Source organism: Hydrogenophaga sp. RWCD_12, assembly GCF_046604225.1.
In the GTDB taxonomy this organism is placed as follows: Bacteria; Pseudomonadota; Gammaproteobacteria; order Burkholderiales; family Burkholderiaceae_C; genus Hydrogenophaga.
The window spans coordinates 991,113-1,009,714 of sequence record NZ_JBKIXC010000001.1 but is presented as its reverse complement, the minus strand read 5'-3'; the positions used below and the strand labels follow the sequence as shown (position 1 = coordinate 1,009,714).

Below are 18,602 nucleotides of genomic sequence, written 5' to 3'. Positions count from 1 at the left end.
GTGATAGCGCTTCAAAACGGCATCGTTGCCAGGCTCATCAAGCGAACAGCGATGCCCGCATCGCGCGAGGCTACCTGGGTTTGTCCATTGGTGAAGCTGACGACCCAGGCGTAGTTGGAAGACGTCACATACGGCGTCGAGGACCAGGCATTCACACCGGTCGCGCCCGGGAACAAGGTGGCTGCATCCAGTGCGGGGTCGTACTGAACGCGATTCGCGAGACTGGCAAGTTCCCTGATGGCAGGCAAGATCCAGCCGCTCCGGCCTCGAGCCCGGTCCAGTGCTCCTGCGTGCGAAAAGCTGGCCGCGGTGCCGGTACAGGCGCTGCCGTTCCAGCTCTGGCCTTCCAGGCACCGTCGCCAGATCACGCCGGTCTTGCGGTCGATCACCGCATTGTTGGCGGCATCGCCCGCATAGGTTGCGCTGGCGATCACATGGCGCGGCCCGCTCCAGGACGTACCACGAACCAGGCGCACTGCGCGCGGGCTGGTTTTTGACCGGACTTCCTGATTCAGGTCGATGAAGTAAAAGACATACCCATCCCCTGCGCCTGTGGGGGCTGCATCGCTGGTCCAATAGCCGTTGCTCGTGTTGGTATTGGGAATCCAATTGGTGTCGATCCTGGGTGAAACCGCGACACCGAAATGCGCAATGCTCTCAAGCTCTTCCACGGTCGGCAGGCGCCAGTCGCTGAATCCGCACAAGTTGATGCCGTTGACCGCCGCCAGATAGCCGCTGGTGTCGTTTGCCGCGTTGTTGCCCAGGTGGGTATAGGTCAAGGTGCCGTCGCGGCTCCCCCCTGAACGCTTTCCTTCCCAGATCAGCCCGGTAACATCGTCCTTCACACAGCTGGTCACAGCAAAGTTTCCGACGAAGCTGTAACTCATCCTGTTGATCGTGGAGCGATGCCCGTCCTGCATCGGGTTCAACGCCAGCGCTCCCGTGCTGCTGCAGCTCACCAGCGCGAAGCTGCCTGCCTGGTAACACTGGCTGCTGGAAACGCCACTGTGCGGGATGGCTGGCGTCTGCCAGTCGTCCCCCAACGCGTAGTAGCCCACCCCCTCATAGTGGTACTGCGGCAGCGTGGCGATGATGGTGTCTTTCTCCGCTGCACTGTTGGTGTAGAAGTGAAAGCCCTTGGCGGTGTAGAAAAAACGGTACAGCGGCGTGTAGCCGGTGCCCGGCAAGGTGCTGGCGTAGTAGGCCACGCCCTCATAGGTGAACTGTGGCAGCGTCGAGGCCACCAGTGCCCGCTCGCTCTCGCTGATGGTGTAGAAATGCACTCCCGTTTGCGTGTTGTAGAAGCGGTGCACCGGGCTCAGGCCGGGAACCGTCGTGGCACTCGCAGAGAAAGCCGGCCCTTCGTAGCTCATGAAAGCCAGCGTGGCGATGACGTTGTCGCGCTCGACAGTGCTGGTGGTGAAGAAGTGCGCGCTGTTGCGGGTGTTGAAGAAGCGGTAGACCGGCACCCGGGAGGCCGCGCTCTTGCGCAAGACGCCCTGCGCTTTTGCGGAAGCAGCCGCCGCAGAGGGGTCCGCGCCGCCGAGCAGCGGCCCGTCAGACGCGTTGGGCAACACACCGGTCCTGGCGATGGCTTCCAGCTCGGCCGTGTTCAGGCGAGCGCCTTCTTGCAGGGCCGAGACAGTCGCCGCGCTTGGCGGTGCATAGCTCGCAGGCAAGGAACTGGTCGATGTGGAACGATCGTCGGCTTGCGTCGACATGAGGCCGGTACTGTCCAGCCCTCCGCCGCAGGCCGTGAGAAGCAGCGCCAGCATGAACACCGCAGCCCAGCGGGAAGCGATCGGACGAAAAAACATGGGCGGTTGCGACGGGAACATGCGATGACTCCGGCGCGAGGACGTCAAGGGTCCGAACGCACAAGTCGCACTGTACGGGTGAAATGGCGCTCAAGATGTGTCAGTGTTCCATTTGACATGGTGACCTCCCAGGCTTGCCGCGGATCTGAGGCGAAAGGGGTCGCTGACCAGTCGCTTTCGCCGGGAGCAAACATCACCACCGGCGGAACCCCCAGCACCGGACCGGTTGGCTTGAAACCTGCAAATCCGGCGAGCTCCTTGATGTTCGGCAATCTCCAGCCGTCTTGACCGGTCGCACGCGCCAGAGCGAAGTGATGGGTAACTGGTTCCGCTGCACCGACGCAAGCCATCGTCTTGCTGCCCACCCACCTCTGGCCTTCGAGGCACCGGCGCCAGACCAAGCCGGTCTTGCGATCAATCACAGCGTTATAGGCGTCGTCACTGCCGTAGGGAACCGTTGTCACCAGATAGCGTTGACCCGTCCAGGTGCGGCCTCTAACAAGGCGCACAGCGCTCATGCCGGTTCCATGGAAGTCGGAATCGATGTATCCGTTGCCGAGGTAGAGCTGCAAGTTGGCAACAACCGAGGACATAGAGATCGAACTACCCCAGTACGTTCCAACCGAATTCGGAAACCACGTGGTGTCGATGCTGGGCGCGGTGGTCTTGCCGTAGTGCACGATTCCCTGCAGATCTTCGATGTTGGGTAAACGCCAGTCGTTGTACCCACAGAGGTTGAAGCTGTTGACCAGGTCCACATAGTTGCCAACGGTCGTGCTCAGGTAGGTGTTGGTCTCGGCACGCTGACCCGCAGCCTCTTTGCCTTCCCACGTCAACCCCGTCTCGCGGTCATACACACAACTGGTGGCAGGGTAGGTAAACAAGAAGCCATTGGAGAAACCGAACACTCCGCCGTAGTTCATCGGATGAATGCCTGCTCGGTGGCCATCCTGCTGACCATTGAAATCCAGAATATCTTGCCGGTCGCAGTCGCCCAGCACATCTGTTCCAGGCGCATAGCACTGGCTGGTGGTCGTACCGGTGTGCGGCACCGCCGGTGTCTGCCAGTCGTCGCCCAGCACGTAGTAACCGATGCCCTCATAGCTGTACTGCGGCAGCGTGGCGATGATGTGGTCCTTCTCCGCCGCGCTGTTGGTGTAGAAGTGGAATCCCTTGGCGGCATAGAAAAAGCGGTACAGCGGCGTGTAGCCGGTGCCTGGCAGCGTGCTGGCGTGGTACGCCACGCCTTCGTAGCTGAACTGCGGCAGCGTGGCGACGATGTGCGCCCGCTCGCTTTCGGTGATGGTGTAGAAGTGCACCCCGGTCCGGGTGTTGTAGAAGCGGTGCACCGGGCTCAGGCCCGGGATCGCGGTGCTGCTGCTGTGAAACGCGGGGCCCTCAAACGTCATGAACGGCAGCGTGGCCTGCACGTTGGCACGCTCGGTTTCGCTGGTGGTGAAGAAGTGGGCACTGGTGCGGGTGTTGAAGAAGCGGTAGACCGGGGTGGGCGAGGCGGCGCTTTTGGTTGCACCACTGAGCGACTTGCCGAGGAACGCCTTCGGCAACACGCCGGTCATTGCGATCCGGGCCAACTCTTGCGTGTTGAGGCGCGCGCCTTCTTGCTGCGCTGCGATCGCATCTGCGGTCGGGACGTCAATGGCCGCCGAGCCACCCAAAGCAATCGAACCAGTTTCGGAGCGGGTCAACGGCGCCCTGCGACCTGCGCTGTTGTTGCCCGAGGTACCGACAGGGTCGCTCCCCCCGCATGCGGCAATCGCCAGGGTGAATGCGCACACCAGGGTGGCGCGATAGAACCGTCGGTTGTCGTTAGAAATGTGTTTCTCCTGCCTGGATACCGGGAGGCCCCAATCAAGGATTGATGCGGACAAGCCGAATCCCGTTCTCGGCAACGCGATCGACGGAAAGCACATTTCCGTTGTCGAAGAAGACCGTCCATGCCGGGTTCTCCACACTGGGGTTGGGCGTCGAGGACTGAGAACCCAGCAGTGAGCCGGTCTGGGGAAAAGCCGCCTGGTCGATGAACGGCGGCGCGGCCAGCCGGAGATCCATCAGGCTGCCAAGCTCCTTCACATTGGGCAAACGCCAACCCGCCTTGCCTTTGGCATAAGCGAGCGCCGCCTCGTGGCTCCACCACGACTCGGGACCCGTACAGGCAGCGCCGTTCCAGCTCATCCCCTCAACGCATCGACGCCACTGCAAACCGGTCCACGCGTCATTGACCAGATTGTTGGCCGCATCGCCAGGGTAGGCCACACTGCTGTAGCTGAAACGCGGACTGCCCAGGGGGCTGGCGCCCCGAACCAGTCGAACCGCCAGCGCATTGGAGCGCGCAGTGGAGTACAACGCGCCGCCGTCCGAACCGAACGACACACGGGTCGCGTAACTGACGGGCGCAGCGGCTGCGCTCCAGTACGCGGGCGCCAGGGTATTGGGAAACCAGGTGGAGTTGATCTTCGGCGCTGTGGCCTTGCTGTAATCCACGATCCCCTGCAATTCCTGCGCACTGGGCAGGCGCCAGTCGTTGTAACCACAGAGGCTCTCCGCATTGACCGCCGCGACATAGCCGCCGGTGTCGTCGGCAGCGTTGCTGCCCGTGTTGGTATAGATGTGCGACCAGGACCTGAGACCACTGGTGGTCTTGCCTTCCCAGATCAGACCGGTCACTCTGTCCAGCACACAACTGGTTTCAGGGTATCTGATCAGAAATCCGTTGAGGACTCCGTAGACAGCGCTGTAGGTCATCGGGTTGACGCTTCCGCGGTGACCGTCCTGCTGTGGGTTGAGATCGAGCGCGGTGAGGACCAAGGGAGGCACCCTTGGAGAACACTCCACCAGCGTGTCGCTGCCTGCGATGTAGCACTGGCTGCTGGTGATACCTGTGTGAGGCAGCTTCTCCGCGGTCCAATTGCTGTCCAGCACGTAGTAGCCAACGCCCTCGTAGCTGTATGTCGCGCTCAGATTGGCCTGAATGCTGGTCTTTTCCGACTCGCTCGCGGTGTAGAAGTGAAAGCCTTTCCCGGGGACGAAGAAGCGGTACAGCGGCACCAGGCCCTGCCCAGCCACCTGGCTGGCGTGGTACGCCACGCCTTCGTAGGTGTACTGCGGCAACGTGGTGGCGACCTGTGCCCGCTCGGCCTCACTGATCGTGTAGAAGTGGACGCCGGTGACCCGGTTGTAGAAGCGATGCACAGGGCTCAACCCCGGCGAGAAGGCGCGCGCGCCCGAAAACGCCGGGCCGTCGTAGGTCATGAACGGCATCGTGGCGATCACGTTGGCCTTTTCGGTCTCGCTGGTGGTGTAGAAGTGCGCCGCAGTTCGGCTGTTGAAGAAACGGTGAACAGAGATGCGAAGTGCGAGCGCCTTGCGCGCCACATCGCCCAAGGCGTAGGCCTGCCTGGAAGCGATGGTGCCTGGCAGCAGGCTCTGCAGCGGCGTGGCTGTGTCTGCTGTCTTGGCGGCCACCTCGGCTTGGGCGAGGCTGCGCGCGGTGAGCGTCGCATCGGGCGCTCCACTTGCACCAGCTTCACCCCCGGCCTGACCGCTGCGCTCCGATTGCGAACGGCCTTGGGTGCTATCCGACATGCTGACGCTCCGATCAGCCCCTCCACAGGCGCTCAACGCTACAGCCTGTGCAATGACCACGAGGGCTCCGAGTCGTGCAAACCATTTTCTTCTCATGTCGATCTCCTGGTGAATGGATCCCTCCAGCGCATCCTCAAGGGATCGAGCGCACCAGGCGAACGGCCGAGAGGTTGGTCCGCGTGAGCCCAAACAAATAGCCCTGGTTGAAATCGACCGCCCAAGCGTTGGACGAAGCCTGGACATAGGGAGTCGATGTCCACGTCGAATTGATACCGGGCAACCCAGGGAACGCAACGGTGTCCAGCGCGGGGCTGACACGGCCGGGATCGTTCAGGCTGACCAGCTCTTTGGCGTTGGGCATGCGCCACCCCGCCTGGTCCCGTGCGCGGGCCAACGCCTGATCCAGGGTGAACCCGCCCGCCGTTCCAACGCATGCGCTGCCGTTCCAGGCTTGCCCTTCCACACAACGCCTCCAGGTCAGCCCTGTCTTGCGGTCAATCACAGCGTTGTTGGCAGCATCGCCGGCGTAGGTCTGGGTCGATGTCATGTAGCGCTGCCCTGCCCATTTCGGACCGTGGACCAGCCGCACATAGCGCACGTTGGTGAGCGACCCGCCATTGGAGACATTGCCCGCATTGAACCCCACGAACCACCCTTTGCCACCAGCAGCGGCGTCCGTGGTCGCAGTCCAGTAGTCGCCCGACTGGGTGTTGACGAAGATGCCCGGCCTGAACACCCCCGCCGTGGTGGCGCTGTAGTCCACGATGCTCTGGAGCTCTTCGGCCGTGGGCAGGCGCCAATCGTTGACGCCACACAACTTGCTGGCGTTGACCGCGGCGATGTAGCTGCCGGTATCGGCTGAAAGGTTGACACCCAGATTGGAGTAAGCGTTGGTGCCAGACCGCGCGCCGCTGGCCTCCTTGCCCTCCCACACCAGGCCCGTCACGTTGTCCCTCACGCAACTGGTGTAGGGATAGGTGTTGAAGATATTGATACCCACCGGCACACCGCTGAAGCTCATCGTGTTGATGCCGCTGCGGTGCCCGTCCTGTTGGGAGTTGAGGTTGGTCGCGTCGACGCCTGCGCAGGGAACCAGGGTGGGAAAGCCAGACGAATAACACTGGCCGCTGTTGACCCCGGTGTGCGGTACAGCCGGCGTCTGCCAGTCGTTGTCCAGCACGTAGTAGCCAATGCCTTCGGCCACGTATTGGGGCATGCTTGCCTGGATCGTGTTCGCTTCTGCGGAACTGGCGGTGTAGAAGTGAAACCCCTTCGCGGCGTAGAAGAACCGGTACAGAGGCTTGTAGCCTGTGCCCGGCAAGGTACTGGCGTGATAGGCGATGCCTTCGTAGGTGAACTGCGGCAGCGTGGCCGCAATGTGTGCGCGTTCGGCCTCGCTGATCGTGTAGAAATGAACGCCGGTCTGGGTGTTGTAGAAGCGGTGCACCGGACTCAGCCCCGGAATGTCGGTACCGCTGGCATCAAAGGCCGGCCCATCCAGCGACATGTAAGGCGCTGTGCTGAGCACCCGGTCGCGCTCGACCGTACTGGTGGTGTAGAAGTGGGCGCTGGTACGGGTATTGAAGAAGCGGAAAACCGGGGTGCGTGCCTCCGAATACTTGGCCTCTCCGGCACCGCTGAGTGATCGGCCTGAAAACGCCTTCGGGATGACCCCAGTCTTGGCAATCTGTGCCAGCTCTTCGCTGTTGAGTCGGGCACCTTCCCGCTGCGCAGCGATGGTCTCGGGCTCTGGAGAGCGTTCGCTGGACAGCTTCTCGGTGTTGTCCGCTCCGCCGCAGGCGGCGAGCATGGTGATCAGCAGGCCGGTCAGGCCGCACCGAAATTTGCAGAGGCCCCGTTGGGCACCGACTTGGCAACTCGGGAAAGTGAATGTGGTCATGTATGTCCCCCCTTGGCGTCCACAGAACATGGACGCCCCATGTTCAGGGGGGACTGAATCGACCGATAGACCCTTTTGTTGTCACACCGGCCACCCTTGACCCCAGGAATGGGGTCACGGCGTCCCCCGCCCGGGGGAGGCCCTACCGGTCACAGCGGCCAGACGTAGAACGCAACGCCTTCGTAGACATAGACCTGCGACAGGTTGGTCAGGATGCTGGCAACTTCTTCGGCCGAATACGAGTAGAAGTGCGAACCGGTCGCCAGGTGCCGGAACCGGTGCAGGGGAATGGTGCCCAGTCCCGGCGATGCGGGGCTTCTGGCCCACCAGGCCACGCCCTCCAGGACGTACCAGGGCGTGCCCAGCACCTGGTTCTTCTCCGCTTCACTGATGGTGAAAAAGTAGGCGCCGTTGGTGACGTTCCGGAAGCGGTACACAGGCAGGCTCCCCGAACCGGCGGACGGCTGCACTTTGAACGCCGCGCGTTCGTACTGGTACGCCGGCAGCGATCCGAGAATCGCATCCCGTTCGACCGTCGTGCCGGTGAACAGGTGCATGCCGGTGTTCAGGTTGTAGAAGCGGAACACGGTCCCTGCGGCGAAGGTCGGAGGCACCAGCGCGCCGTAGGCGTTCAGGATGCCGGCGCCACACGCGGCGCAGGCCCCCGCGAACGGCGTGGAACCCAGCTTCAGGCGTGCCGCCACTTGGTCCGGCGTGAAGCCTGGATTCAGCTGCAACAGCAGCGCCGCGACGCCGGAGACATGCGGCGCTGCCATGGATGTGCCGCCCAGGTACCCGTAGTCGGCAAGGCCAGGAGACCAGTATCCGTAGTTGTAGGTGGAGAGGATCGAAGCTCCCGGAGCGGCCAGTCCGACCGCCGACCCGAAGTTGGAGAAGCTGGCCTTTGCACCAGACGAAGTGGTGGCCGCCACGGTGATCACCCCGTTGCAACCGGCGGGGGAGTGGTACGCCGTGTTGTCGCTGTCGTTGCCCGCCGAGACCACCACCACCGCGCCCAGGCCGCGCACCGTGTCGATGGCCGACTGCTCGGTGGCCGAACACACATCCCGCCCGCCCAGAGAGACGTTGATCACCTTGGCGGGATAGGGGTTGGCAGGAACGCCAGCCACGCTGCCGCCGGCCGCCCAGATGACGGCTTCTGCAATGTCCGACACCTGGCCACCACAGCGGCCCAGCACGCGAATGGGCACCACCTTTGCTCCGAAGGCCACACCGGAAACGCCCACACCGTTGTTGGTCACCGCCCCCACCGTCCCGGCGACATGGGTGCCATGCCAGGTCGAGGGATATTCCACATAGTCGTCGCCGCATTCCCAGTACGAATCCACGGCGGACACGGCGTCGCCGGGGTCGCTGGGGTCCGCGTCCCGGCCGTTGCCGTCGTTGGCCATCCAGGGATCGGAAATGAAGTCATAACCGCCGATCACATTGGGCGTGAGATCAGGGTGGTACGACACACCGGAATCGACCACGGCCACGCGCACCCCGCTGCCATTGGCGAAATCCCAGGCGCCGGGCATGTTGATTCCGCCCGTCACGTTCTGGAGGTGCCACTGCGACAAGAAGTAGGCGTCGTTGGGTATTCCCATCGGTCGACGGATGCCGTCGGGCTCCACGTATTCCACCGCCGGGTCCCGCGCGATCTCCTGGATCATCTGGCGCAGCTGCGCGGGCTTGAGCGCCACGCTCTGTCGCAGCAGGTGCCCGCCTGTGGCCAGGGATTTTTCAAACGCCAGACTGATGCCTTGGCGGTTGGCGGCCTCACTGGCCTTGGTGAACCCCAGCCCGGCGGCGTTCTGGCCGGCGTACTGGCTGGACAGGCTCTTGGTGAGCGTCGTTCCCTCGCGGTACTTGATGATGATGCCCCGGACCTTTGGAGAATCGGTCGCCGCTTTGGCGAAGATCCGGGGGGGTTTGGCCTGCTCCGCGGCATGCGGGGTCACGGCAGTGAAGCAAAAGAAAAACGCCAGCAGCGCGTGGAGCAGGGCCGCAGCCCTGAAAGTCAGTTGTCGATTCATGGGGTCCCTGATGAATACCGGCATCGGGCCCCTTGGGGTTGGCCTGATGCCGGGCTGCCCCATTATGTAAAGGAACGAAACAGCGCTCCATCACCCATGCGGATGAGGTTCCTCAAGAATGCGGGGACGCGTGCACTCAGTCACGCACCACCACACGCCCCTCCTCGATGGTGATCCGCCTCTCGCAGCGCTGCGCGATCGCGCGGTCGTGCGTGACCAGCACCAGCGTCGTGCCCTGCTCTCGGTTGAGCTCGAACATCAGCTCCATCACCTTCTCGCCGGTCGCGAAGTCCAGGCTGCCGGTCGGCTCGTCGGCCAGCAGCACGGCCGGCTTCACCACAAAGGCGCGCGCCAGCGCCACACGCTGCTGCTCGCCGCCCGAGAGCACCTTGGGGTAGTGCCCCAGCCGCTCCTGCAGACCGACACGCTGGAGCATGGCGGTCGCGGTGGCCCGGGCGTCGCGCCGGCCGGAGAGTTCCAGCGGCAGCATCACGTTCTCCAGCGCCGTCAGATTGCCCAGCAACTGGAAACTCTGGAACACGAACCCCAGCTTCTGCGCGCGCAGCGCCGCGCGCTGGTCTTCGTCGCGGGCGAACAGGTCTTCGCCATCGATGCGCACCGTGCCGCTGGACGGTGTGTCCAGCCCCGCGATGATCGACAGCAGCGTGCTCTTGCCTGAACCCGACGCGCCGACAATGGCGGCGGTTTCCCCTTTGCGCAGCGAGAAATCGATATCGCGCAAAATCGTCAGCGTGCCCGTGGCGTCGGTGACCGACTTGAACACGTGCTGCACCTCAATCATTTCCTGGGACATCGGGTTCGCCCTGAAAGGCCGTGTGTTGAAACGCCGTCACTGTAACGCCCTGCTCTGCGCAATCCTGGTCGGGGGGGCATTCCAGACCGCGCTGGCGCAGACGCCGGCCGCCACCAAGGTGCTCGTCATCGGCGATTCGCTCAGCGCCGAATACGGCTTGCGCCGCAGCAGCGGCTGGATCCAGCTGCTGCAGAACCACTTCGACCGGGAGAAGCGGCCGGTGCGCCTGATCAACGCCGGCATCAGCGGCGACACCACCTCCGGTGGCCGCTCACGCCTGCCCGCCCTGCTCAAGCAGCACCAGCCCGCCGTGGTGGTCATCGAGCTGGGCGCCAACGACGCCCTGCGCGGACTGCCCCTGACCATGACCCGCGACAACCTGACGAGCATGGTCAAGGCGTCCAAAGACGCTGGTGCCAAGGTGCTGATCGTCGGCATGCAGGTTCCGCCCAACTACGGCGGTCAGTACACGCGCGACTTCCAGGCCCTGTTCAAGCAGGTCGCCGATGCGGAGAAAACCGCCCTCGTCCCGTTCCTGCTCAAGGGCGTGGCCGACCAGCCTGACCCAACCAGCCTGTTCCAGGAAGACCGCATCCACCCCAACGAAGCGGCGCAACCGACACTGGCTGCCAACGTCTGGCCCGCCCTGTTGCCGCTGCTGCCAAAACGATAATCGGGCCATGCCCGTCCAAACCCTGCCCGCCACCGAGGCCATCCGCCGCCTCGATGAGTTTCACACCGTCATCGACGCCCGCAGCGAAGACGAACACGCGCTCGACCACGTGCCGGGTGCACTCAACTGGCCCACCCTGAACAACGCCGAACGCATCTCGATCGGCACCATGTACAAGCAGGTCAACGCCTTCGAAGCCAAAAAGCGCGGCGCCGCCATCGCCGCCCGCAACATCGCGGCACACATCGAACGCGAGGTCATCGACAAGCCGCGCGACTGGAAGCCGCTGGTGTATTGCTGGCGCGGTGGCAACCGCAGCGGCGCCCTCGCCACCATCCTGGGTGCCATCGGCTTCCAGGTGACCCTCTTCGAAGGCGGCTACAAGGCCTGGCGAGCAGCGCTGGTCGACGACCTGGCCGCGCAGGCGCGCCGCCACCAGTACCGCGTGGTCTGCGGCCCCACAGGCAGCGGCAAGACCCGGCTGCTGCACGCGCTGGCCGCTCAGGGCGCCCAGGTGCTCGACCTCGAAGGCCTGGCACGGCACCGCAGCTCGGTGCTCGGCCACATCCCCGGCATCGAACAGCCGAGCCAGAAGCGTTTCGACAGCCTGATCTGGGACGCGCTACGCCACTCCGACCCACAGCGACCAGTGTTCATCGAGAGTGAGAGCAAGAAGGTGGGTAACCTGCACGTGCCCGAAGCCCTTGTTGACGCCATGCGGGCCAGTCCCTGCATCGACCTGCAGCTGCCCGACGAGGAGCGTGCAGCACTGCTGATGGAGGACTACCCCCATTTCGTCGAGGACCCAGACTTCTTCTGTGAGCGGCTGGAAGCCCTGACCGAGCTGCGCGGCAAGGTGGTGGTCAATGGCTGGATCGAGAAGGTGCGTGCGGGGCAGACGCGCGAAGTCGTGCTGGACCTGCTGAAGACGCACTACGACCCGACGTATGCGGCGTCGATTCAGCGCAACTTTGTTCAGTACGGCACGGCATGTCTGTGCCAGCTGGTCCATCGTGGATCAGACGCACTGACCCGTGCTGCAGACGCATTGATCAACGAAAAGACGGCTGGGCCGAAGTGATCTCGCCATGCGGTGCGATCGACCCGGCCTGCATGGCCTTGGAGCGCCGCCAAAAGGCCTGCATTGGATGCGCCGCCCCAATCACTGACTGACCCGGACAAGGCGAAGCGGCCGGGGGTAGCCAAGATAGCTGCGGTCGCCGTAGTTGACGGAGCCATCGTCGAAATCGACGATCCAGGCATTGCCGGCACCGCCCACATAGGGGGACGACGACCAGTACCAGGCGCGCGGCGTGTTCGGGAACGCCTTGCTGTCGATGGCTGGGCTACGGCAGCCCTTGTCGGCGATGCTGGTCAGCTCTTTAACGTTGGGCAATCGCCAGCCGCTCGCTGCCTGCGCCAGGCCCATCGCCTGTTCGTGCGAATGGGTGCTGGCCGTTCCAGTGCAGGTGGTCCCGTCCCAGGTCTGGCCCAAGCTGCAACGCGCCCACACCAGTCTGGTTTTGCTGTCGGTCACCTCGTCCCCTGCGGCATTGAAGCTATAGCGACTGACGGTGGGGACGCTGGGACAAGCCGCCTTGGCGGCGGAGACCCCCATCAGGGACAGGGTCGTAGCGAGAAGAAGGCCGTGCTTGCTCATCTTGCAGACATTCGCTGTTCAATAGAGAGAAGGAACAAAGGGACGAGCCAGACCGCCCTCTCACGCCACGGGGTAAGCGCGAACCGGCGCACCGCCCACTCACTGACTGGCCCGAACAAGGCGAACCGCGACGGAGTTGCTGCGGCCGTTGACGTAGACGTAGCCATCGCCGAAATAGACGTCCCAGGCGCCGTCGGCATAGCCCACATAGGAGGACGACGACCAGTACCAGTAACCCAGCGTGTTGGGGAACCATACGGTGTTGATCGTGGGACCCGGGTAGGCCGCGCCGTAGTCGACGATGCTCTGTAGTTCGTCGGCCGTGGGCAGGCGCCAGTCGGTGTAGCCGCACAGCGCGATGTCATTGACATGGTTCAGGTGGCCCACGCTGTTAGTGAGGGCGTTGATCTCGGCTCGGGTAGGAAAGACGAAGGCACTACCGTCATAACGTTGGAGCTGGGTCGGGTCGTCGAAGTTCGTGTAAGTGTTGCTGCCCGCTCGGAACCCACTGGCGGTCTTGCCTTCCCAGATCAGCCCGGTCACGTTGTCTTTCACACACTCGGTACGCGCAAAGGTGCCACCCGCTGGGTTGGGCACTTCGCTGTAGCTCATGGGGTTGATCGTGCTGCGGTGGCCGTCCTGCTGGTTGTTGAGAAGGGGCGCAGCCACGCTGTTGCAAGCGACAAGGATGTCGCTGCCGGCCAGGTAACACTGCGATGCGGTGATACCGCTGTGGGGCAGTGGCACTGTGGCGGAAGCGACGTACGCGGGGTCAATGACATAGAAGGCAATACCTTCTTCGCGGTACACCGCCGACAGGTTGTCGCGCACGTTCTGCGCCTCGGCGGCGCTGCGCGTGTAGAAATGGCTGCCGGCCCGGCTCTGAAAGAAGCGGTTGATCGCCAGCAGGCCGCTGCCGCCCATCTGGCTGGCGTAGAAGGCGATGCCCTCGTAGGTGAACTGCGGCAGGCTGCCTTGTACCAGGGCCTTTTCGTCCTCGCTGATGGTGTAGAAGTGCACTCCGCTCCGCTGGTTGTAGAAGCGGTGCACGGGGCTCAATCCGGTCGCCGCGACACCACTGGCATGGAACGCCGGGCCTTCGTACAGAAACTGCGGCAGGGTGTTCAGGACGTTCTGCTTCTCTGCTTCATTGGTGGTGTAGAAGTGCGAACCGGTCTGCACGTTGTAGAAGCGGTAGGCGGTGATCAGGCTGCTGCTTGCAGCCTTTGCCATGGCCTTGCCGGCGTCGTAACCGGCCGGCGCACTTTGTGCCGCGCGCCGCAACTCAGCCCGGTTGAGCTCCGCACCCTTGGCCAAGATGTTGTTGGTGCTCGTGGTCGGACTGCTCGAAGAAGTGGCGGCTGCGGCTGCCTTGCCCGTCACGCCAGTCGCCGGGTCATTGCGCCCGCCACACGCGGCCAGCGACAGGACGATCAGCAAGGCACCCGGCAAACGCAGAAACTTGTTCAGGGTCATGGAACAATCGTTCGCGCGACGAACGATGTGGTTGGTGATTCGTGCTGACCAAGCATATTGGACAGGTCAGCGAGGCGGAGACTGCCACAGCAAAAGGTCCAGGCTTTGCTCCTGCTCGGTCGCGATACCTGGCGTCGGTTGGGGCTCCCGCCGGCCAAGAATCACCAGCTGCCACTGACGTCCGTCGTGCGCAAAGGTGGACTGGCCGAGTTTGGGCGTGCCCGGCGCCAGCAGCGGAGCGGCGCCCTGGCCCTTTGGCAACGACTCCAGGGGAACCAGTTGGCCATTCAACGCCAGCATCCATTGCCGCTGCGTGGCGTGGAACACCAGGGCGATGCCCGGCGCCAGCGACATGCCGGACACATAGCGCTGGGCCCTCACCACCCGGGGAACCGCATCCGATGTGTCGACCCACTGCTCGATGCGCGTCGCGCCGCCGGGCGAATGCATGGTGCGCTCCTGGAGCACATACCCGGACAACGCGTCCGGCGTAGCTGGCATGACCGCCGAGGAACATGCCACGCCAGACAGGGCGAGCCCGAGAGCCACCCCGCCCAGGGTCTGTGCCGGATGCCGGATCAACATGGTCGGAAGACTTAACGCGGGCGCAGAGCCTTGGATCGGGCGAAAGACTTGGCACGCAGCGTCTGAAGGATCCGTGCTCCTCTGGCATCGCCTCCATCACAGACGATCACCGTGGGCCCACGGTCTCCGAGAAGTGGCTTCGGCACCGTCGCGCCGCTCTCTGGCACCTTTGCCGCCCTGCGTGCGGCGCTCATCTGGAACGACTTCTGCAGCAGACCACCGGCGGTGTACCGTGCAAACGGCAGGGTCAGCGCAGCCCAGTCGTTGTAGTCGCCAAGGAAGCCCACCACGCCATCGCCATTGAGATCGCGCGACACCGCGGTGGCGCCCAGGGAGCCATCTTCGTCCCAGTCGGCATAGACACCCGTCAACGCACCCCGACCCACATTGGCACCTTCATACAGTGCCGCTTCGTTCAGCGGAAGGCTGCTGCCGTCGGAGTAGTCGATCACAAAAGGAACAGGGTCGGCGCTGCATTGAGGGTGCGTGCTCCCCTGTGAGCAGCGCACCGAACCAAAGGCTTCCTGCCATTCCCTGAACGGCCAGAAGGTGTTGCCCGGACTGACGCCGTCTTTCAGGTAGTTCATCACGCTAAGGTAATTGGGCTTGTAGTTCTTGTCTTCGTTGCCGCCGTGGCGAAGTCCGAGGTTGTGACCCAGCTCGTGCATGAAGGTGGCAGCCTGCTCGTTGGTCAGCCATTGGGAGGCCGCGGAAATGTCGCCCATGGTCAGAACGAAATCGTTGCCCAACAGCTCGGCCCTGCCCCAGGATGCGGTGGGCGGTGCATCGCCGAACAGCGCGTAGTGGAAGATGGCCCTTCGACGGGGGTCGAAGTGCTGCCATTTCCACTGGTAAACCGTCCGGTAGTTGACGGAATTTCCAGTGCACTCGGTGGGCAGGAATCCGAGACAGGGCTCATAGGGCACCACAGAGCTGTCTTGCCCGAGATTGAACTGCGCAGGATCGAAGCTCGCGGCAAACAGGTTGCCGACGTCAATGTGAACGGCGATGCCGCGCAGGGCAAATGCGTTCTTCACCATCTGCAGGGAAGCCTGGATCGGGATCACACCCGCCTTGGCGCTGGACATGTGGTCGACCTCGATGAAGATGTCGCGCTGCCCCGTCCGCGCGCCCATCGAGTAGAGGTCCAGACCGTTGTAGGTACTTCCTGCCTGTTCGTTGCTGTCTGGCAAGCCGTCGTTGTCACCATCGGTTGCACCGGGCGCCACATCGTTGGGGCCACCCGGCGTTGCGTAGTCCACGGCCACCCAGTCCAGGGCGCTCTGTGTGTCCTGCGTAGCCATTGCCGCGACCGGGCGCGCAAGTGCCCTGGCTTGGTCACTGACAGCACCGCTGAAGGTGGTCGTTACAGGAGCGCCCACCCAATGCGATGAAGTGACCGGGTTGGGCGCCACCGCGGGGTTGCCAAACCGGAGGGCATCCACCGTCTGGCCCGAACCGACCGACACCAGCTCGACCAGTCCGTCGCCGCTCCAGCCTCCCCAGACGGGCGCGGGGCCAGTGGTGTTCAGAACCACCACAGGGTTCAACGCCGTGACGGGCACATGCCCGTCTGTGGCCGCCAACAACCGGTACTGCCCCGGAGCGACGGTGGCGCTGGGCAGGTCAAACAGATTGACCACCGTGGCGCCGAAGCGCAACCGGTAGCCCGAGAGGTTGATCGGAGCGGCCGTCGGATTGAAGACCTCCAGCCAGCAGCCGGAGTAGTTGTCCGCGGGGCATCCACCCACCTCGGAAATCAGGAGATCCGTCAGCGCATTGTTCACGCAGGTCACGCCGACGTTACTCACTGCCGCGTTGGCCGTGCCGGTCGCGTTGCTCGCGCTGCAGGTCTGTCCCCGCGGCTGCGTCCGCACACCCACCACGTAGGTCTCTCCCAGTGGAGTCTTGCTCACGAAGGTGAAACCGCCGTTGGCAGAGACCGTCAGGTCGCCCCCGCCATTGAGCGTCAGCACCACCGGATTGCCCGCGATCAGGCCGCTGACCGCGCCACCGATCGTGACATGGTCGACGCAGTCGACCGCCACATTGCTCACGGCGCCACCGACGGTCCCGAGTCCGTTGGACACCGTGCAAGTCTGTTCCACCGGTTGTGTCCTCACGCTGACGGCGTACGTCGAGCTGTAGGGGATCGCGGTGCCGAACACGAAACTGCCGTTGCCGGTCCGTGTGAGGTCGTCGGTGGCATTGTTCTGCAGCACCACCGTCTTGCCCGAGCCCAGGCCAGAGATGCTGCCCCCGACGGAGTAGCTGTTGGTGGAGCAGCTCACCGACACATTGCCGATGTCTCCAGCGGCCGTTCCGCTGCCGTTGCTGACGCTGCAGGTCTGTCCCGCCGGTTGCGTCCGCACCGTCACGCTGTAGCTGCCGCCATAGGTGACGGTGCTGGCAAAGGTGAATGCGCCATCGGCGCTTCGGGTCAGGTCGCTGGCTCCGTTCAACTGGAGCACCACGTCGCGACCCGCCGCCAGACCGGACAAGGTGCCGCCGACCGTGTGGGTGTTGTCGCTGCAGGTGACCGATACGTTGGACACGGTCCCCGACAGGGTTCCCGTGCCGTTGGCGACCACGCAGGTCTGCCCCACCGGCTGGGTCTTCACCGACACGAGGTAAGTGCCTCCATGGGTCAGCATGGCCGCGAAGCCGAAGCTGCCGTTGGCGCTGCGTACCAGATCCCCGCCGCCGTTGATCTGCAGCACCACGCTCCGGCTCGAGCCCAGGCCGGAGATGCTGCCACCCACCGCATAGGTGTTGGTCGCACAGGTCACCGCAATGTTGCTCACGTTCCCCGTGGTCGTGCCGCTGCCGTTGCCGACCACGCAGGTCTGCCCCACCGGCTGGGTGCCGACGGTCACGTTGAACGCGCTCCCGTGGGCCGAAGACGCGGCAAACGTGAACGCCCCGTTGCCCGGCAGTAGCAGGTTCCCTCCTCCGTTGTTCTGCAGCATGACGGTCTTGCCCGTATCCAGCCCGGTGACACTGCCGCCAATGCTATAGGTCAACACCGAGCAGGTCACGGAGACACTCGATACCGCAGCGGTCACGGTGCCGCTGCCATTGGTCACCGCACAGGTCTGTCCCACGGGCTGGGTGGCCACGCTCACCGCGTATGTCGCGTCCCTGTTGACGCTGCCAGGAAAGGTGAACGACCCGTCGGCCGACAGCGTCAGGCCACTCCCGCCGTTGAGCTGAAGCACGACAGACTGCCCGACCGCCAAACCGCTGAGCGTGCCACCCACCGGAAAGGACTGCACGACGGAGCCGAAAACGTAATAGCCCACGTTCTCGAACAGGTAGTGCGGCAGGTTCGCGCGGATGCGGTCCTTCTCCGTTTCGCTGGCGGAATAGAAGTGAAAACCTGCGGTGGAGACGTAGAACCGGTACAGCGGCACCATGCCTTGCAGCGCTGTCTTGCTCGCGTAGTAGCCGACCCCTTCATAGTGGAACTGCGGCAGGTTCGCCTCGATGTGCGCCTTTTCTTCGGCACTGATGGAATAGAAGTGCACACCGGTCTGCACGTTGTAGAAACGGTAGACCGGGGAGAGGCCGGTGTCGGCGACAGCGCTGACGAAGAACGCCTCCCCTTCGTACTGGAACATGGGCAGGGTGCTCTGCACCCGGTTGCGCTCGGCAACATCGATCGTGTAGAAGTGCGCGCCAGTCTGCGAGTTGTAGAAGCGGTAGACCGGGGACCGGGCAGTTGCCTTCGTCACCTGGGGAAGCGCTGTTCCCGTCTGCGCCGACGGAGACCTGGCCTTGGCCAGTTCCTCGGTATTGATCTCTGCCGACCGGGCCAGGAGCTGCGAGGTATGCAGCCTCTCCAGCCTCTCCCCGCCTTCCGCCCCCGAAGAGGCATTTCCCTGGGAGCCACCGCAGCCGGCCAGGAGCAGCGCGGCCATGAAGGAAACGAAACCACCCGTCAAACGTTGAAGCATGCTGGACTCCGAATAAGTTCGGATGGGCTCTGCGCGGTAGCGCCTGCTTCCAGCGGTCAGGAGACCATCAATTCGAAAC

The 18,602-nt window shown here is 63.8% G+C and carries 12 protein-coding genes; 2 read left to right on the top strand and 10 right to left on the bottom strand.

The genetic code is table 11. From position 1 onward, the window contains the following. Window positions 1-11: 11 nt before the first annotated feature. The 6 genes from ACLIJ1_RS04755 to ACLIJ1_RS04730 all read right to left on the bottom strand — a co-directional run bounded on the left by ACLIJ1_RS04755 (window position 12) and on the right by ACLIJ1_RS04730 (window position 10,173). Window positions 12-1,838 carry a DUF1566 domain-containing protein gene (locus tag ACLIJ1_RS04755; RefSeq protein ID WP_411364323.1) on the bottom strand — a complete coding sequence of 609 codons (1,827 nt, stop codon included), beginning with the start codon at window positions 1,836-1,838 and terminating at the stop codon, window positions 12-14. A 23-nt stretch (window positions 1,839-1,861) separates the two neighbouring features. Next, on the bottom strand, window positions 1,862-3,706 hold the full coding sequence (locus ACLIJ1_RS04750) for a DUF1566 domain-containing protein (protein WP_411364322.1): 1,845 nt from the start codon (window positions 3,704-3,706) through the stop codon (window positions 1,862-1,864). Further along, a complete protein-coding gene (locus ACLIJ1_RS04745) occupies window positions 3,687-5,420 on the bottom strand; it encodes a DUF1566 domain-containing protein (RefSeq protein ID WP_411364321.1) in 1,734 nt (577 codons plus the stop codon). Before ACLIJ1_RS04745 ends, ACLIJ1_RS04750 begins: the two co-directional genes overlap by 20 nt. A 133-nt stretch (window positions 5,421-5,553) precedes the next feature. Further along, entirely contained in the window at window positions 5,554-7,320 is a 1,767-nt protein-coding gene (locus ACLIJ1_RS04740; protein ID WP_411364320.1) for a DUF1566 domain-containing protein, read from the bottom strand. Window positions 7,321-7,469: 149 nt separating this feature from the next. Beyond that, on the bottom strand, window positions 7,470-9,359 hold the full coding sequence (locus ACLIJ1_RS04735; protein WP_411364319.1) for a S8 family peptidase: 1,890 nt from the start codon (window positions 9,357-9,359) through the stop codon (window positions 7,470-7,472). 136 nt (window positions 9,360-9,495) lie between these two features. Further along, on the bottom strand, window positions 9,496-10,173 hold the full coding sequence (locus tag ACLIJ1_RS04730) for an ABC transporter ATP-binding protein (protein ID WP_411364318.1): 678 nt from the start codon (window positions 10,171-10,173) through the stop codon (window positions 9,496-9,498). 25 nt (window positions 10,174-10,198) lie between these two features. Here ACLIJ1_RS04730 and ACLIJ1_RS04725 point away from each other — a divergent pair, with 25 nt between their 5' ends. Next, entirely contained in the window at window positions 10,199-10,846 is a 648-nt protein-coding gene (locus ACLIJ1_RS04725; RefSeq protein WP_411364317.1) for an arylesterase, read from the top strand. Between the two features lie 7 nt (window positions 10,847-10,853). Further along, window positions 10,854-11,927: a tRNA 2-selenouridine(34) synthase MnmH gene (gene mnmH, locus ACLIJ1_RS04720; protein WP_411364316.1), complete on the top strand. Its 1,074-nt coding sequence runs from the start codon at window positions 10,854-10,856 to the stop codon at window positions 11,925-11,927. Between the two features lie 81 nt (window positions 11,928-12,008). On the opposite strand, the gene ACLIJ1_RS04715 is transcribed toward mnmH, so the two are convergent. From ACLIJ1_RS04715 to ACLIJ1_RS04700, 4 genes are all read right to left on the bottom strand, one after another. Next, window positions 12,009-12,506, bottom strand: a complete 498-nt coding sequence (locus ACLIJ1_RS04715) for a DUF1566 domain-containing protein (RefSeq protein WP_411364315.1) — start codon at window positions 12,504-12,506, stop codon at window positions 12,009-12,011. A gap of 99 nt (window positions 12,507-12,605) precedes the next feature. Continuing rightward, window positions 12,606-13,982, bottom strand: coding sequence for a DUF1566 domain-containing protein (locus tag ACLIJ1_RS04710; RefSeq protein WP_411364314.1), 1,377 nt, complete (start codon window positions 13,980-13,982; stop codon window positions 12,606-12,608). Between the two features lie 66 nt (window positions 13,983-14,048). Then, complete coding sequence (locus ACLIJ1_RS04705; RefSeq protein WP_411364313.1) at window positions 14,049-14,432, bottom strand: hypothetical protein; 384 nt, start codon at window positions 14,430-14,432, stop codon at window positions 14,049-14,051. A gap of 146 nt (window positions 14,433-14,578) precedes the next feature. Further along, window positions 14,579-18,523, bottom strand: a complete 3,945-nt coding sequence (locus ACLIJ1_RS04700; protein WP_411364312.1) for a hypothetical protein — start codon at window positions 18,521-18,523, stop codon at window positions 14,579-14,581. Between the last annotated feature and the right edge of the window lie 79 nt (window positions 18,524-18,602).

Bases quoted from the DNA above. Each gene is read 5' to 3' on its own strand.
- ACLIJ1_RS04755 (WP_411364323.1), bottom strand. From the start codon at position 1,838: ATGTTCCCGTCGCAACCGCCCATGTTTTTTCGTCCGATCGCTTCCCGC.
- ACLIJ1_RS04745 (WP_411364321.1), bottom strand. From the start codon at position 5,420: ATGTCGGATAGCACCCAAGGCCGTTCGCAATCGGAGCGCAGCGGTCAG.
- ACLIJ1_RS04740 (WP_411364320.1), bottom strand. From the start codon at position 7,320: ATGACCACATTCACTTTCCCGAGTTGCCAAGTCGGTGCCCAACGGGGC.
- ACLIJ1_RS04735 (WP_411364319.1), bottom strand. From the start codon at position 9,359: ATGAATCGACAACTGACTTTCAGGGCTGCGGCCCTGCTCCACGCGCTG.
- ACLIJ1_RS04730 (WP_411364318.1), bottom strand. From the start codon at position 10,173: ATGTCCCAGGAAATGATTGAGGTGCAGCACGTGTTCAAGTCGGTCACC.
- mnmH (WP_411364316.1), top strand. From the start codon at position 10,854: ATGCCCGTCCAAACCCTGCCCGCCACCGAGGCCATCCGCCGCCTCGAT.
- ACLIJ1_RS04715 (WP_411364315.1), bottom strand. From the start codon at position 12,506: ATGAGCAAGCACGGCCTTCTTCTCGCTACGACCCTGTCCCTGATGGGG.
- ACLIJ1_RS04710 (WP_411364314.1), bottom strand. From the start codon at position 13,982: ATGACCCTGAACAAGTTTCTGCGTTTGCCGGGTGCCTTGCTGATCGTC.
- ACLIJ1_RS04705 (WP_411364313.1), bottom strand. From the start codon at position 14,432: ATGCATTCGCCCGGCGGCGCGACGCGCATCGAGCAGTGGGTCGACACA.
- ACLIJ1_RS04700 (WP_411364312.1), bottom strand. From the start codon at position 18,523: ATGCTTCAACGTTTGACGGGTGGTTTCGTTTCCTTCATGGCCGCGCTG.